Source organism: Bacteroides bouchesdurhonensis, from assembly GCF_900155865.1.
GTDB lineage: Bacteria > Bacteroidota > Bacteroidia > Bacteroidales > Bacteroidaceae > Bacteroides > Bacteroides bouchesdurhonensis.
Genome location: NZ_LT707006.1, coordinates 4,097,870 through 4,115,242, shown reverse-complemented (window position 1 = coordinate 4,115,242; position 17,373 = coordinate 4,097,870). Strand labels below are relative to the sequence as shown.

Sequence of the window (17,373 nt, the reverse complement as noted above, 5' to 3'; positions counted from 1 at the left end):
ATGGCAAAGACTTACGATATATATAAGGATAGTGGCGTTGCTTGGATAGGGGAGATTCCGAGTCGATGGAAAGTCGGTTTTGTAGGACGGTATTTCGATGAAATTAAAAATCCTAATACCAATCAAGAGGAAACTAATACGCTTCAATTTAAAATGGGAGATATCATTTCCAAGAAAGATGGAGATAGTAAATATAATCCTGAAACTATTGAGGCTTACAATATTGTTGAACCAGGTACAATCATGATAAATGGACTAAATCTTTCATTTGATCTTATTTCACAAAGAGTAGCCCAAGTTCATGAAAAGGGGGTTATTACTTCAACCTACCTCGCCCTGAAACCAAAAGAAGGTATGAAGTCTGATTATGCAAAGTATCTTCTCAAAGCATATGATAACAATAAAGCTCTTCATGCGATGGGACGCGGTTTGCGGGCGACATTAAATTATGGAACTTTTCGTTCAGAACCAGTCCTTGTTCCTTCTGATAATGAACAGCAATCCATAGCTGTCTTTCTCGACCAGAAATGTAATGAGATAGACTCTTTGATTTCCTTACAGGAGGAGATGATAAGCGAATTGCAGGCTTATAAGCAGTCTATAATTACAGAGGCTGTCACCAAAGGACTTGACCCTAATGCAAAGATGAAAGACAGTGGTGTGGAATGGATTGGGGCAGTGCCGGAGGGGTGGAAGATAAAACCACTAAAATCGCTTTACTATACGGAAAAGGGATTGAATATCACAAAAGAAAACTTAGTGGAGAGTGGAATTCCTGTGCTAAGTTATGGGCAAATACATAGTAAAGAAAACCCAGGAACTCAAATCAATGATGTCCTTTTCAAATATGTTCCAGACACATATCTTAATTCATACCCAAAATGTTTGGTACAGAAAGGTTGTTTCCTCTTTGCAGACACTTCTGAAGATTATGAAGGATGTGGCAATGCTATATATGTTGATAGAGATATAACATTGTTTGCTGGTTATCATACAATTATTGCTCGTCCGATTATTGCTGGCGATTATAAATATCTTGCTTACCAGTTTTTAACTGATATATGGAGACAACAGATTCGTTCACGTGTCTCCGGAATTAAAGTATTTAGCGTTAATCAAAAACTTATAAAATCCACATCAGTTATACTACCAACAAGAGACGAGCAAACTGCCATTGTCACATACCTCGACACCAAGACCGCCCAAATAGACTCCTTGATTGCCATTAAGCGGGAGAAGATACAGGAGCTGAAGGACTACAAAAAGAGCATTATCTACGAGTATGTAACCGGTAAGAAAAGAGTTTAAGCCATGAAAGCGGACAATAAAACCTTACTGCTGCAACTACTTCAGCAGCACAAAGAATTGGGAATATCGAATCAGATAGATTACGACAAATTCTATCTCTACTCGATTATCACCCATTCCACAGCTATTGAGGGTAGCACAGTGACTGAAGTTGAAGCTCTGCTTCTGTTTGACGAGGGCATTACTGCAAAAGGTAAACCCATGGTTGAGCAGTTGATGAACCTTGACTTGAAAAATGCCTACGAATACGGCAGAGAATGGATAAAAAATCACGAAGACATCACTATTGACATCCTGGTTACGCTCGCTTCCAAAGTCATGGCAAGAACAGGCTCCGAATATAATTCTTTGGGTGGAAACTTTGATGCTTCAAAAGGAAAGTTGCGTAAACTGAATGTAACAGCTGGAGCCGGTGGACGATCGTATATGAATTGGATGAAAGTGCCTCAGAAACTGGAAGCATTTTGCAATGAACTTAATGCTCGCCGTAAAGCACTTGATTCTGGTGATATTGCAGCTATATACGAACTTAGTTTTTGGGCACATTATGAACTTGTAACCATTCATCCATGGGCAGATGGCAACGGCAGAACCAGCCGCCTGCTGATGAACCTTTTACAAATGGAATATGACGTGCTTCCAACAAAGGTACTCAAAGAAGATGAGGGGGAATACATACAAGCTCTTATCGATACAAGAGAAAATGAGGATATAGAAATATTCCTTAATTGCATGGCCGAGTTGCACTGCACTCATTTGAAGTATGACATCGAACAGTATGTTAAGTCGGTAGAGGTGGTCGATAAAACAGACTTAACTAAAAAAATGGTCGATAAATGGTCGATAAAGCTATCCATTGCTGAGAAATTGGTCGATATTTTATTGTTTATGGCCGATAAAGACGAAATAAAGACCGAAACAATTGTCAGTGTTTTCGGCTTCACCGAAACAACAGCCAAACGTTATCTGCGTCAGTTGACTGAATTCGGATATTTAGAAGCCCACGGGGGCAATAAAAACAGAACTTACTCTAAAAAAGATTAATTGTACTATGGCACATACAGGTTTATACGAGAAAAACTTTGAAGCGGATATTGAACAATATCTGCTCACGGAAGGTGGCTATATCAAAGGAAATCAAGCCACGTATGACAAGGAAAAAGCCATTGATCTTGATACTTTGATTCGCTTTATCAAAGATTCCCAGCCGAAAGTTTGGGAAAAGTTTGAACGTAAATATGGTAATGGTGTAAAGGCACAATTGTATAAAACTATACAAGGTGACATCCTGAAGTATGGGTTGATACATACATTGCGCAATGGAGTGAGCGACTTCGGCATTCCATTGAAACTCTGCTTCTTCGCTCCCACATCAACGCTTAATCCCGAACTGATAGAGAAGTACAATAAAAATATATTGGAGTGTACCCGCCAATTCGTGTACAGTAAGGATGTGAAGAACTCCATCGATATGGTGCTCTCTCTTAATGGTATTCCAGTAGTGGCAATAGAACTGAAAAACCAGTTTACCAACCAAGATTTAAATGACTCCATCGAACAATGGAAGACGCATAGAAATTCGAAAGAGCCTCTATTCCATTTTGACAATCGTATTCTGGCTTATTTCGGTTGCGACCTGTATGAGGCTGCAATGGCAACCGAATTGAAAGGAGAAAAAACATTCTTTATGCCGTTTAACCAAGGTAGCAATGGATCCGGTAATGTGGGTGGTGCAGGCAATCCGCAACGTAACGATGATGAGTATGTGACATCTTATCTATGGAAAGATGTACTGCGCAGAGATGTCTTGTTGGCAATCCTTCAACGCTACATCATGCGTCAGGAAGAAGAAAAAATTGCTATTATTAAAGACAGGCATGGAAAGGAGAAAGAGGTATCTGACAAAAGTGTAAAGATTATATTCCCACGCTATCACCAACTGGATGTAGTGGAAAAACTTATTGCGGATACTGAGCATGAGGGCTCTGGCTGCAATTACTTGATTCAGCACTCAGCCGGTTCCGGCAAATCCAATTCCATTGCTTGGCTGACATATCGGCTTTCTTCACTACACGACAATCACAACAATCACATATTCAAAGGCGTGTTTGTGGTGACTGACCGACGTGTATTGAACAAACAACTTCAAGACACCATACTCGGTTTTGAACATGTAGAGGGCACGGTAACTACTATCACGGAAAAAGATGCAAATGCTAGTGAAAAGCTGCGTGATGCCATCAACTCAGAGAAAACAGGTATTGTCATTACAACACTGCAACGCTTTCCTCAAATCTATGAGCAAATCACTTCACACAGTGGTAATCGTTATGCGGTCGTGGTAGATGAGGCTCATTCCAGTCAAAGTGGAAAGAGTGCGGAGAAGCTGAAAGCAGCTCTGGCTGATATAGACGAAGCCCTGAAGGAACTTGCTGACTGGGAAGAAAAAAGTGTTGAAGAACTGGAGAAAGAACAAGACAAGTTGATGCTCGACCTGCTAAGTCAAGGCCAGCATAAAAATCTCTCTTTTTATGCTTTTACAGCTACTCCAAAGCCCAAGACTCTTCAGACCTTTGGTATTTTAGTTGAAAAGGGAGAAACCCCCGATAAGGATAAATACAAGGCCTATCACAACTATTCTATGTTACAGGCTATTGAAGAAGGCTTTATCAAAGATGTGTTGAAAAACTATACTACGTACCAGATTTCATACGAAATAGCCCGTCAATCAGAGGATAACCCTGATTACGAAGAGACGCCAGCAACGATTGCTTTGAAAGCGTTCCATGATAATCACAAGGATACTATCAATAAAAAGACTGCTATTATCGTTGAGAAGTTTCGTGAAGTGACTCTTCAAAATATGGCAGGAAGAGCTAAGGCAATGGTCGTAACCTCCAGCCGTGCTCATGCAGTACGTTACTTTTTTGCAGTTAAGGAGTATTGCAGAAAACATCATATTACAGACATCAATCCGATGGTGGCATTTTCCGGCACGGTGGAATATAACGGTGTGGAATACACTGAGCCAAAACTCAATACGAGGGGAGAAAAGAGCATGTCTGAAGATAAACTTCCGCTCTACTTCGCAAGTGACTTTTACAACATGCTGATTGTGGCGGATAAGTATCAAACCGGGTTTGATGAACCGATGCTTCACACAATGTTCGTAGATAAGAAACTGAAAAATGTGAAAGCAGTACAGACTCTATCTCGTCTGAATCGTGCCAATCCTTTGAAAGAAGATACATACGTTTTTGATTTCGTAAATAGTTCTGAAGATATCAAAACTGCTTTCGAGCCATTCTATAAGGGTACTGAGTTAATCAATCCTGTGGATGTGAATTATGTATATCAGTTTCACAAAGACATCGAACTTTATCACCTATGGCGTACTGAAGATGAAGTAAAATTCTATGAATTGTTTATTGCTACACAGGACAAGACAAACAAATCAAAACTGGGTGCATTATCCAATGCATTGAAACCAATTGTAGATAGGTTTGAAGAACTGGACGAAGAAACTCGTTTTGCTGTACGTGGCAAAATTAAGAATTTTATTCGTTTCTACGCTTATATGGCGCAGATCGCCCGTACCTTTGATCGTTCGTTAATGAAGTCATATATATTTGCCGATTACCTCTATCGTGTGTTACCCAAGAATCCGCGAGAAAGAGTTGATTTGGACAAAAAGGTGCGTCTTGTAAACAATACTATCAAGGCAAATGAAATGATGCACATCTCTTTGGATGGTGACAAGCCTGAGATTAAGGGAGAAAATCCTGGAGCAGGTCGTAAACCTGAAGACGCTCGTGATTTGCTTGATAACATTATTGCCAAGGTGAATATTATGTTCCGTGGTGAATTCTCAGAAGCTGACCGGGTAATGGTGGAAGGTATATTTGACCTTATACAGAAGTCTGCAACGAAAAAAATGCAGAAACAAGCTGTTGGTAACGATGAGAATCAATTTGTAGAAAGCATTTTCCCAGATATTTTCAGTAAAGCAGCTCAGCAGTGCTATACGACACAGACCGATGCTTATCGTAAATTGTTTGAAAATCAGGAGTTCTATCAGACATTGATGCAACAGATGGGACATGCCATTTATGAACGCTATCGAGAGCAAGAGGAAAAAACCTATACCATAGAGAATTTACAAAGCAAAATGATTCCTTTAATCCGGGAAGAATTTGCTGGTATTGCCGGAACAAGCAGAACACTCGAAGAGGCATTCGTCTGGATGATAAAGGTAATTAAAGTATTCAGCATAGACAAGTACAACGGTTTGACAGATACAATACTCAATGCAATGTTCAAACTTTATTGTAGTCCGAATACCTTGACTTTGGCAGAAAAACGCATATATCTTAAGACCCTTGTAACAGGGTATGAATCATACCTAAAGAAGCTTCATTTCCTTATTAAAGACAAAGAGGTTACTGATAAAAATGGTGAAGTTGAATATGCGGCTCTGAGTAATGCTTTGTATTGTATGCAATTAAACAAACTGCAATATAGTGACAAATCTATTGACCGGAAGTTTGCACAGTATATTGATATTCTTGTGAACTTACGAAACGAAGAAAACCACCAAGCTAAGAGCCTTAACGCAAAAGAGATTCAATTAGGGATTTACGTTGTGACCACAATGTTTATGTATGTGACATTTAAAAATATAACAGAACTTGAAATGGTAGAAGATAAGTTTAATATCAAAAATATTGACAAGCAGCCTAAAACATATACCATAATGGAAGAAGAGGCTGATACTCGTATGGTAGCAGAGAGGGCTTCTGAGTATTCTTCAAAAGGAAGCAATTAGATGTGATTTTTTCAACTTTAAATTTGCTATGCAAAAAGGCTGCATAGATGCGAATTAATTTTGTGGCGATAAATCAAGTTAAACCATTAAAAGTGTAATTATGGCTGATTATACTAGTCTTATTAATCGTATCGAAAGTAGATACAATCCGGATTCTCTTAGAGAAGTCCGACAGAATTCCATTTATTCCCTTTCTGGCATAGATAAGGATATTGCAAAATATGTAAAACTTGCAATGAATGAAGTTGATCCTATATACACGAACAAGACTTTAGAAGCAGGTGAAAATGCGAAATCACATTTACAAAGAGAACTACAGCAGAGTGTCAATTTTCGGTATCAGGGTTCCGTAATGACAAGAACTCATATTCGTGGTGTGAGTGATATTGACTTGCTTACAATTACAAGTAAGTTTCAAGACACAGATTACAGCAAAGCTAAAGCATTTGTTGAAAGTCATCCCTACTCGTATGACACAGAAACAATGCGAATAAAAAATTGGGTCAACAACTTTACAAGATATTTCGGAGATGCGAATAATGATTTAAGACAGCTTCGTCTGGAAGACGAGAGAATTTTACAATCTCATTATGTGATATGCGATATCGCGAAACCTAAATCCATCCGCATAACGAACCAAAACCTACATCGTGATGTTGACGTTGTCGTTGCTTCATGGCATGATTCTCTTGAATACATTAGTGGAAATGGTGATGTATATAGAGGCATTTACATTTATGATAAACAAAAGAATGAACGTCTTGGACCAGACTATCCATTCCTCAGTATAGATAGAATCAATACGAGAAGTTCATACACCGAAGGACGACTTAAAAAGATGATTCGATTCCTTAAAAATGTAAAAGCGGATGCTTCGGTAAATATTGACTTAACCAGTTTTGATATAAATGCAATCTGCTATGATATTAATATTGAAGAATATCGCAATTCTTACTATCTAGACTTGGTTCGGGTTTTATGGCTCAAGCTTTATCACTTATGCCAAAATGAATCTGAAGCAAATGGATTAAAATCTGTAGATGGAACTGAGTACATATTCAGAAATAATCCTTCTAAGTTTGATAACTTGAAACGATTGCATAACGAAGTTTGGAACATATATAAAGAATTACAATAAATGAAACCAAGGATATTTATAGGATCTTCTACAGAGGGATTAGCTGTTGCTCAAAGAATTAAAACATTTTTTGAGCCAGACTATGATTGTTATATTTGGAATGACGGTATATTTCAATTTAATGAAGGCTTTTTGGAAACCTTACTTAAGTCTGCAAGTTTGTTTGATTTTGGTTTTATGATATTTGCCGCTGACGATATTAGCAGAATCCGAAATCAAGAATATAATACAGCAAGAGATAATGTGCTTTTTGAATATGGACTCTTTTTGGGAAGAGTTGGAATTGACAGAGCCTATATCATTAAAGAAGATACGGTTAAAATCCCATCTGATATATTAGGCGTTACATTATTATCTTACACGACAACTTCTAACCAAGATGGGATCAAAATACCTAATCAGGACTTTGAAATGCAACTGTCAAATCTTAAAAAGAAAATTGATGAAAAAGTTGCCTTAGGACATCTGGGGCTTTTGCCTTCTACTGTTATCGCAATTTCTTATTTTGAAAATTTCATCAAATTGTTGGCAGATGAGATAATTAGACAAGGTGATAAAATTCAAATTGGGGATAAAATATACAAATCTGCGAAGATTAGAATTGTTATCCCAAGGACTCTTGATGCTGATATGAAAAGGCAAGCAACAATATATTTCCGCAAAATACATTTTGAATCTTATCCAATCACAACTGTTCACCGTAGTTATCCGATTTATGTCGAATCCACCTCTGAAGGTAATGTTAAGGATAAAGCAATTATTGCAGACATGCCAACTATCCTGAGTGGTATTGACAAGGCAATTGATATGTATTTCAGAGTAGGCCACATTGGTAAAACACAAGAACAAAAGCTTACAGAAGAAAGAGAATTGAATAACTTCACACGTGTTTTGAGTCTGCTAATTTCGCAAGAAGCTTTTTGCAGAGAAATTGTTGAAATCGTAGATGATGATAACCAACCGATATAGTCATCGTAACATTTTTTATGGCAAAGAATATAGAAATACGGAATAGTACAGCAGAGTTTCTTATCTTCATGCTTGAAGGCAAGGAGGATGGGATTCAAGTGATGTATAAGGATGAAACCATTTGGTGTACACAGAAAGCTATGGCGCAATTATTTGACTGCTCCACAGATAATATCGGACTTCACTTGAAAAATATATATGAAAGTGGAGAACTGATGCAGGACGCAACTACCGAGTATTTCTCGGCAGTTCAAGTGGAAGGTGGACGTCAGGTAAATCGTAAGCTGAAATTCTATAATCTCGATGCCATCATCAGTGTAGGTTATCGTGTAAATTCTGTTCGTGCCACGCAGTTCCGGCAGTGGTGTACGTTTGTACTCCGGCAGTTTGCCATCCGTGGATATGTGCTTGATCGTAAGCGAATGGAGAACGGATCTTTCATAGGTGAGGACTACTTTGAACATTTGCTTGCCGAAATAAGGGAGATAAGGCTGAGTGAGCGTCGTTTTTATCAGAAACTGACCGATATTTATGCTACGGCAATAGACTACAACAAGGATGCTCCGACAACTCGTCTGTTTTTCAAGAAAGTACAGAACAAAATGCACTACGCTATACACGGACATACTGCTGCGGAGCTGATTGTAGAACGAGCCAATGCAGATAAAGAGCACATGGGATTGACAACTTGGGAAAAGGCTCCGAATGGGAAAATTGTCAAAACAGATGTGTCTGTTGCAAAAAACTATTTGCGAGAAAACGAATTGGAAGAAATGGGCAGAATAGTCAATGCGTCCCTTGATATGGCAGAAAATATGGCTAAGCGTCACATTCCAATGACAATGGAGGATTGGGCAAATCGTATTGACAAATTCATTGATGTGGCAGAACTCCCGATATTACAGGATAACGGAAACGTGTCAGCCGAATTTGCCAAAGAGTTTGCGGAAACGGAGTTTGAAAAGTACAGGGTTATTCAAGACAGACTGTTCCAGTCCGACTTTGACCGATTCAGTGATGGGAATCTACTCCCTTTGGATATAGAATGATATGGAGGTAAAAAGCAACGAGTTTCAATCCTGATTTTTAGGTTTAAGACTCGTCGCTTTGTAGTAATCTGCTATTTGGACCTGTCCAAAATTTTTAAAAGTAGTATCATTGCAGTAATTCCAGCCACGGCAATCAGAACAGTCCATAAACCGGTCTTCCAAATCAATGCGGAATGTAAAATCTCTGCATTTGCTATTATGATGCTGGCGAAAAAAGAAAACAGTACAACCAGTATGATAATCAAGATATAGAATGTTGTGTGCGGTATGAAAATATAGCTGTCAGCCTTGCGGATATTTCGCTCAGTTTCACTACATTTGTCTTGAATTTGGTGAAGGAACTTATCAAGGACAGATTGCCCGAATTTTTCGGCTTCTTCCTTTGTTTGCTGTGCAATTTCCAATTTATATTCTCGTAGAAATTCGAGCAGATTTTCCAGATTTGTAATCATGTAATGCACGTTATCATTCAGACTGGCAAGTTCCTTGACGTTCACTTTGAGCAGCCGTTTTTCTTCTTCCAGATATTCATTCTTGGGGGTGGCTTTTATGGATTTCGCTTCATTCATTTCTGCGGAAAAATCGAATTTCTTTTTCATAGGCTTATCGTTTTAATCCTGTTTTCGTTTTCTTTCCTAACGAACGACTGGCGGCACGAGCGCATCTGCGAGCCCATTGCAAATCGTCCTCGTCCTTGTCTCTCCACGGAAGGTCGCTTTGCGAACCTCCACCACCTCCGCCGGTTGCTACATTCGGCGTTTCAAGCAGTCCTACAAAAATAGCCACTGCCATATCGGTAAGTTCCTGACTGTTGACAACAAATCTGTAATCAAATTCGTCATTGAAGCAGTCGAGTACTTTTTCCGGAATATAGAATCGGTGTTCCTTGCCTTCATGGATAAGGGTATAGGGAATCATATTTGGATGGTTTGGGCGATATTGGGTATAGTCAATAGAAGCCGCTTTATGTTCCGCTATCTGTTGGATGGCTTGCGGAGTATTGCTCCTAATAGCAACCGTTGGTTGGTGATGCAGCTTCTTCCATGTCGCAGGAAGTTTCGAGACCATCAGATTTCTGCCGACTCCCAATTCGGAAGCTTTGTATTTGGTGTTCCCATGCACGAGTGCATATCCACGGAGAATACCTTGCTTGTCCTCTCGTTCATATACGACGTAGCCTTTCCGTGCAAGAGCATTCTTATACTCATCCCATGACCACGATGGCATTGCTTTCAATACCTCCATACAATCCCGGTTTACTTGTGGTATGTTGCGATTTCGGATTTGTGCCGCAGTTGTCCATCCTCGTTTCTTTGCCACTCGCTCGGCGGCACGTTGTGCACGAAGATGAATGTTGTGATCATTGTTGATATTGCCGTCCTCATCCAAACGACAGACCGCAGCATGGAGATGGGGGACTTCGCCTTTGGATTCCGTATGTAGCCAAACCGAATATTTGCTATTAGCCAAATTGGTCTGGCAAAAACGGACTTTTCCGTCCTTGCCGGTAATCACTTGTTTGTCGAACTCCTCGGCGAACTCTTGCCAGAGTTTTTGCCAGTCCTCCATGTCATAGAATCGGGTATGTTCGGGAGACGGACTCAGCTCGATTCTGATTACAGAATTCTTTATCGGCCGGTGTTGGGATAGGGTCAACTGCATGGAGTTCCATATCCCCATAGCGTCCGGTTCAGAGGGCAACAGATTGTCCAATACCCGATAGATTTTCTCCGGATGTTTCTTGTGTTGTGATTCGCCGGTAATGTAACGGATGTCGTTTATTCCGTGCGATATGGCTTTGGCTTTTGCTATCATTCTTTTTCGGTTTTGGGGTTAGACGGAATCTTGTTTTTCTCTTTTACTGCATTCAGGAACTGGCAGACACTTTCAGCCACATTGCTAAGTTCCTTGAGCCAGCCCACCATAAACGGAATCTGATTGAACATTGCCATGCGCTGCTTTGTAGACATTCCGTGTAGGGCGGAGGTGTATTTTACGAGGTCTGACCGACAATCGTCCAGATTCTGCAACAGTACCGCTTCTTCTTTCGTAAGCCTTGCTTTGGGCTTGAAGTTATACGCACGTGATAATATGTAGTCACTTACGGTCATGCTGCATTGCCCGGCCAGTGATTTTATATGCTCCTTCTGAGTAGGAGTGACTTTAGCTCCGATAAAGACACTTCTGGTTTCTTTCGAGGAGTCCGATGTATTTTCAATATCTTCTTTCATTTGAATCGTTTTATAATGGTTGAATAGGTGCGAGCTTGCGAGTACCGCACCGGCGAGGGAACTGAGCAGGCGAGAGCACCAATGTACAACCGTAACGCGGTGAGGTTATACCTTGGCATATCTCGCAACAGTTGCCTGTTGATGTTTCCCGACACGCCATATAGGATGCGTATAGTGAACTGGCACTCGGACAGGAAACATAGGATGATATGAGCCTCTAAAAGAGGGGAGAATATGAATATCTCACATGATGTCTTCCTCCGACTTTGCTTTATTCTTATATATACGCCCCGACAATAAAGTAAAGTTGAAATCAATAATGGTATTCTGGATTGAAGGCATAATCTTTCCCTTCTTTTATAACCATTTGTTTGTCGCTGAGCAATGTTGCGACCTTTACCGCCTTGTTATAACCGAGTTTTATACCCTGCAATCCGTAACCCTCTTTCAAGCGTTCTATATAATCATCGTAATTGCTGATGTTGCCATTGGCAAAAACGGCATCCAATGCTGGACGATGTACATTCTTTGGAATCTCTTTGTCTGGATCGAACGGTCCTTTGGTTGGTCGTCCGGTCTTCTTCTCTTTGGACAGATAGAACTCTATCGGTTCGGGCATGGCTTCCTCGTTTATGCGGAAGGCGAAAGGCTCAAACTCACGGTCACGGATATGGACGGCTTTGACCACGCTTACAGTCTTGTCCTCTTTGTCCACTTCGACCTGCATGATGGTTTCCGCTTTGTTGTTGAGTTCCGTGCCGATGTGACCACGGGCATGTTCATCATTCTTGTTCTGATGCAAGACGGTGTGAATATGGATTTGCCTGTCATCCGTCCACTGCATGAATTTGGAGATGATGTCGGTGGATTCACTGGAGGAATTGATGTCGTAAAGGAAATCACGAATGCCATCTATGATGACCAATCCCAAATCCGGTATTGTGCCAATGGCCTGTTCGACTATCGCCAGACGTAGTTTAGGGGAAAACTTGCGCAGAGCCAGCATAATCAGATTATCCGGATTCTTGTATTCCGGCAAGTCGGTCAAACGTAATATGCGTTTCAATACCTGTTGGCAATGATACCGCCCCTGCTCTGTGTCTATGTATAGAATCTTCCGCTTATTTTCGGGAAATGTAGACCGATAATGAAGCACAGTGCTACCACTCAATGCCGATGCGACAATGGCTGAAACGTTGAAAGTTTTCTTGCTTTTGGCTTTCCCGATGGAAGCACTGAAGTTTCCCAATGTTCCGATAACAGTATCGTCCACCATCAGAACCACCGGGGAGTGTTCGTATGTACTCGTTACGCTTATTGTAGACTCCGCCATGTAAGCGGCCAATTCTTCCGGAGAAAGAATAATAGTGTCTGTCTTTTCCATCGCTACCAGTTTTTAGGGTTCGGTTTACGGCGATGGGAGGCGAGCAAGGATTCATTCTCGTCCTCGAAACTTTGCGGAGCCGGATTCTTCCGGGAAGATTCCAGCCATCTATCCAGTTCGTCACGATAGATGTAGAGATGCTTTCCTTGTTTTATAACCGGAATATCGTCCTTCTTGACCTTGTAATAAAAGGTCGACAACGGCATTTTAAGATAGTTGCAAGCCTCCTGTACGGTCATGGGGACGTGCGTGTTCTCTTTTTCGTACTGCTTGGAAAGTTTCTTCGTAAGCAGGTTTTCCATACTTGCGATTCTGTCGCATAGTTCGCCTACCACAGTCGGCAGGTCGTTGAATGTCAGTTGGCCTTTTTCCATATTATGATTCTTTTAATCGTTTAACATGCTGCGAACCAACTCAATGAAACCTTGCAGAACAATACAGACCGGATTAATTATTTCGTCTGCAAACTTTTTTTATTGCGAGTCATCATTGTTTGCATCTAAATGGAAGCGATAGTCGCCTTTATCTGGTATATCAATGGGAATCTGGCTTGAGACATTATCCCGTAAATTAAGTTTAAGATATTCAAGGGTTGCGTTTGCAAGTTCGTATGGAAATGATTTTTTGATAAAAACGGCTCTTTTCGCTAAGGGCACTCCCAAGCGTTCACCGACATTCCATGCCAAATGGCGAAGTCCCGGCGACCTCAGCGGATTGTCTATATTGGAACGAATCGGTTTATATGACTCAGGTTGATCGTAAGCCATATGCTCTATATTGGAAATGAGGGTGGCAATATCCTCTTTTGAGAGATAGGGGGCAGTCTTGACGGTTACATATTCCCGAATCGCATCCATAATTTTCGCTTGCCTTTCAATCTCTTTCTTTTTGATTTCCACCAATATGGAATCATATTTATTCAAATGAGAATCTTGCGGACAATCAGAGTTTACAGTATCTTGATTCGACTGTTGGGACGGAGGACATTTCTGTTCAAGCAAATCCATCGGTTGCTCGATGGGCAGTGTTTCAGTAGCATCCGTAGATTCTATGGCGTTCTCTGATTTTACAATAGGGGTATATGGTTCGCCCAAAGAGAAGTTGATAGGATTTTTTGTCAGCCAGTTATAGAAAAATTTGTGCAGGAGTCCGCACAATATGATAGCTATTACCAGTCCAAGGATGACAGGAGTCGTTATGTGCATGATATTGATGTCATGGCAAAGGAAAAGATAAGTATCTATGGTCGCATAAATGATAACGGACAGTGCGAGGATAAAACTTATCTTTTTAGTCTGAATTTGTTTTTTATTCGTCATGGTCTGCAAGTATTTGGAATCGTTTCGCGCTAAAGATATAATCGATATTCCAGATAGTTGCAATAAAAAGATTGATAGTTACCACGTATCATGCTAAATATCACGGTCAGAGTATGATTTTAGGTGAAAATCATACTCTGACCGCAGAAATCGAGGACAAAGCAGCTGTCAGTCTTGCCGTGTCAGGGTAATTTTCTTACTGGCTTCACGTTTGTTGGCATCCACGACTTTGATATACCTTTGAGTGGTGGTGATACTCTTGTGCGCCATAATGCTCTGTATGGTGCGGATGTCCGTTCCTGCGGCAGCTTGCAACGTAGCGAATGTTCTCCGGTACGAGTGGAATGTGATGTTCTTGGTAATTCCGGCAGAACGAATCCACTCTTTCATCGGGATTTGCGTCCAACTGCGCATAAGTCCCTTGAATACCAAACCTTTCTTTTCAGCACTATAGCCTATTAATCCCAATGCTTCTTCACTGATGGGAATGATGTCTTCCGCTTTGTTCTTCTGCGTAATGATGTGTACGCATTTTCCTCCGGCAGAATAGTCCACGATGTCTTCCCAACATAAGGCGAGAATATCACTGATTCGCAAACTGGTCATGCACGAAAACAGCGATGCAATTTTCAGGATGGGTTTCTTGCACGGTGTTTCAGCCAGTTTATACAGTTCTTCTACAGACAGATACTCCTTGACTACATCCTCCGTTTCAATCTTATCCAAGAAATCATTGACATTGGTCTTTATCATTCCATTGCGGTAAAGGATTTTCAGGAATCCTCTGAAAGTTGACCAATATCCCGATGCGGAGTTCCGTGTGATAGGACCGTTGCGTCTCAGCTTCTTGGCTGTGAGCAAATATTCCCTGAACTTGTTGCAGAGGTCGATGTCAATCTCCTCAAAGGTACATTTGCCATGCACGAAGTTGCTGAAATGGAGATAGACGAACTCCCATTTCTGGTCATGTTTGCGAAGCTGCTTACGGTAATACTCCAAGAAGTCGGCTTTGAGTTTGTACTTGTCGAAGAAATCATACCGTTCATTCACCACCGACTCAAACCTGCGGCAACGGATGGCTTCGGCTTTCTCGGTCATTACCTCGTTGAAGTTTACCTCACGTTTGTTCCTCGGATTGGCATAGACATAAATACCAAGCGATTCATGGCGGATAACTTTCATCGTTTCCTTGTCTCGATAACCCGGATAATAATCCAGATAGAACGACAGCATCCTGTTCTTCAAAGGACGTGTTCTTAATGTTACTGTTTTACAGTCATTCATAACGTTATATTTTTTATGGTTGTTATTAATTCGCTGGCAAATCTCTGTAATGTAACTATGCAGATAACCTTCAGCAAAGATTAATTTTGGAATAATTTGCGGAAGCCTATAATTGGCTACTTACGGACACCCATTACCCGGTCAAACTCCACTTTAAGGAATCTGACAAAGCGTCCGTTCTTCTCACGGTTAATCTGATGGAATTGCAGAATACCGTAAACCGAATCGCGCGATAGCTTGAATTTCTCCATTGCCTCCTTGACCGTGTAGTATTCCGCTTTGCTCTCCTGTTCAGAACTCTTCGAGAGGTCGAAGTGGAGCTTTGAGTAGAATATCTGCCCATGCTCCTTCTTGGAGGGAATGTTGTTCCGATACACTTGCGAACGGATGGCGACACGTGTCATGCCGTACTTCTCCTGAATCTCTTCCGGTGTGTACCATTCAGTAAGGTCGGAATCCACCTCGTATTTGGCAAAGGCGGCATCGATATGTTTTTTGCTATAATAGTTGAACTGGCGTATTCTCACCTTCGGCACTTTATGTTGCCGTGTGTAAGTCCACACCCATTTGGCGTTGACTTTGTATTTGTCTGCAATCTCTTCGGCTGTGTAATACTCGGAGATGTTGAAGTCTTCTTTGGGCACGACACGCTCGTAAGGTTTGGTTTTCATCATCAGTTCGATGTCAGCACGACGAATAAGCGACTTCTTACCACTGATGCGTGAAGCACGAAGTTTGGATTCCTTTACCAATTTATATATGTACTGTCTGGTTACGCCCATTAACTTTGCTGCTTGGGCAAAAGAGAAGAAATCCTGTCCCTCGGCGGCTTGCCGAGGTTGCAATAATTCTTGCGACCGTTTCAACTGTCGCTTACGTTCCCGAATACGTTCCTTGTAGCCAAGATTGGAACATTGGTGGCTACAATAACAAGTCGTTGTCTTTTGAGCTATGGATGGTTTCCCGCACCATTGGCAAATCTTTCTTACTTCCATATTTTCTCGTTTATATTGGCGGTAATTTCGCCTTATTTCTCCCGATTTTTGTCAACACATGTAAACCACTGTCAACACACGTCAACTAATGCGTCACTGTGACATTCGGGCTAACCGCGAATTTCTGTCGCGGTAGAAATATGATAGAAAAATATGGATAAAAACCGTTACTTCCAAATACGTACTGGAAAGTGTTAAAACAGAAAAGTCGATGATATACAGCGACTTTATTCTAAATGATTATGGTTGGCTACGGCTGTTTCCAAGCCATCATTTACCGATGCAGCATATTTACATCACTGATTATCAGTGACCATTCATTTTAATCGGTACAACCTCTGTTTTGACAAATACACAGAATGCAGGGACAAATGCAAATCGTTGGATTTCATGGCTTTGCATATACGTGTTGTACCGCCTCTTTTCAGCCCTTTTGTGGAATGTCCGCTATCAGATACAAGGTACTGAATGATAGGACATTTCCGCAGGTATGTTACAGAACGCTTGTTGAATACAAAGGTAGTGGTTTTCTTGGAATTTCTGTGGTTTGCGGTGTGTTTTTTATTTTCCAGAAGGTATTGGATGATAGAAAATCGGTCATAAAACCTGAAAACTTTTGTTTACGTTTGATTCGCTTAAAAAAGTGTAGAGCAATGGGTGATATTCGTTGGAAAAAGTGTAATAAGGTTGAATTATTCGCTTAAAATACTGTACCTCTAAAAAATACAAACAAATTATACCCTTACTGGTATATTGTTGATATTTTGTCTTAATTTTGTGTCCGAAAGGGTATAACATTAAAGGTATTATGCTATGGATATATTAAGTCTCACCAAAGTAACATCATTGTTCATCCTAACTTTAATAGAAA

General features: G+C 40.6%; 14 protein-coding genes. 6 read left to right on the top strand and 8 right to left on the bottom strand.

The genetic code is table 11. The annotated features are described in order from the left end of the window. The 6 genes from CZ225_RS17990 (at position 1) to CZ225_RS17965 (ending at position 9,289) form a co-directional block, all read left to right on the top strand. Positions 1–1,308 (top strand): restriction endonuclease subunit S, encoded by a 1,308-nt coding sequence (locus tag CZ225_RS17990; RefSeq protein ID WP_083714663.1) that lies wholly within the window; start codon positions 1–3, stop codon positions 1,306–1,308. Positions 1,309–1,311: 3 nt separating this feature from the next. After that, entirely contained in the window at positions 1,312–2,352 is a 1,041-nt protein-coding gene (locus CZ225_RS17985; protein WP_077154877.1) for a Fic family protein, read from the top strand. Positions 2,353–2,359: 7 nt separating this feature from the next. After that, positions 2,360–6,133 (top strand): type I restriction endonuclease subunit R, encoded by a 3,774-nt coding sequence (locus CZ225_RS17980; protein ID WP_077154876.1) that lies wholly within the window; start codon positions 2,360–2,362, stop codon positions 6,131–6,133. A 100-nt stretch (positions 6,134–6,233) separates the two neighbouring features. Continuing rightward, the gene (locus CZ225_RS17975; RefSeq protein WP_022276597.1) at positions 6,234–7,271 is read left to right on the top strand and encodes a nucleotidyltransferase-like protein; all 1,038 of its coding nucleotides are present in this window, start codon (positions 6,234–6,236) and stop codon (positions 7,269–7,271) included. Next, positions 7,272–8,240, top strand: coding sequence for a CBASS system CD-NTase-associated NAD(+) hydrolase Cap12 (gene cap12 / locus CZ225_RS17970; protein WP_022276598.1), 969 nt, complete (start codon positions 7,272–7,274; stop codon positions 8,238–8,240). It abuts the gene before it with no gap. A 17-nt stretch (positions 8,241–8,257) separates the two neighbouring features. Then, entirely contained in the window at positions 8,258–9,289 is a 1,032-nt protein-coding gene (locus tag CZ225_RS17965) for a virulence RhuM family protein (protein WP_022276599.1), read from the top strand. A gap of 71 nt (positions 9,290–9,360) precedes the next feature. Here CZ225_RS17965 and CZ225_RS17960 read toward each other — a convergent pair whose 3' ends face one another. The 8 genes from CZ225_RS17960 to CZ225_RS17925 all read right to left on the bottom strand — a co-directional run bounded on the left by CZ225_RS17960 (position 9,361) and on the right by CZ225_RS17925 (position 16,502). Then, positions 9,361–9,888: a hypothetical protein gene (locus tag CZ225_RS17960; RefSeq protein WP_077154875.1), complete on the bottom strand. Its 528-nt coding sequence runs from the start codon at positions 9,886–9,888 to the stop codon at positions 9,361–9,363. 4 nt (positions 9,889–9,892) lie between these two features. Next, positions 9,893–11,104, bottom strand: coding sequence for a relaxase/mobilization nuclease domain-containing protein (locus tag CZ225_RS17955; RefSeq protein ID WP_077154874.1), 1,212 nt, complete (start codon positions 11,102–11,104; stop codon positions 9,893–9,895). Then, positions 11,101–11,520 carry a plasmid mobilization protein gene (locus CZ225_RS17950; RefSeq protein WP_077154873.1) on the bottom strand — a complete coding sequence of 140 codons (420 nt, stop codon included), beginning with the start codon at positions 11,518–11,520 and terminating at the stop codon, positions 11,101–11,103. Before CZ225_RS17950 ends, CZ225_RS17955 begins: the two co-directional genes overlap by 4 nt. Positions 11,521–11,833: 313 nt before the next feature. After that, positions 11,834–12,904: an AAA family ATPase gene (locus tag CZ225_RS17945; protein ID WP_077154872.1), complete on the bottom strand. Its 1,071-nt coding sequence runs from the start codon at positions 12,902–12,904 to the stop codon at positions 11,834–11,836. Between the two features lie 2 nt (positions 12,905–12,906). Next, positions 12,907–13,278: a helix-turn-helix domain-containing protein gene (locus tag CZ225_RS17940; RefSeq protein ID WP_055236146.1), complete on the bottom strand. Its 372-nt coding sequence runs from the start codon at positions 13,276–13,278 to the stop codon at positions 12,907–12,909. Positions 13,279–13,377: 99 nt separating this feature from the next. Next, positions 13,378–14,223 carry a hypothetical protein gene (locus tag CZ225_RS17935; RefSeq protein ID WP_077154871.1) on the bottom strand — a complete coding sequence of 282 codons (846 nt, stop codon included), beginning with the start codon at positions 14,221–14,223 and terminating at the stop codon, positions 13,378–13,380. A gap of 168 nt (positions 14,224–14,391) precedes the next feature. Continuing rightward, complete coding sequence (locus CZ225_RS17930) at positions 14,392–15,507, bottom strand: tyrosine-type recombinase/integrase (RefSeq protein WP_077154870.1); 1,116 nt, start codon at positions 15,505–15,507, stop codon at positions 14,392–14,394. A 116-nt stretch (positions 15,508–15,623) separates the two neighbouring features. Next, entirely contained in the window at positions 15,624–16,502 is an 879-nt protein-coding gene (locus CZ225_RS17925) for a helix-turn-helix domain-containing protein (RefSeq protein WP_077154869.1), read from the bottom strand. Positions 16,503–17,373: the final 871 nt, after the last annotated feature.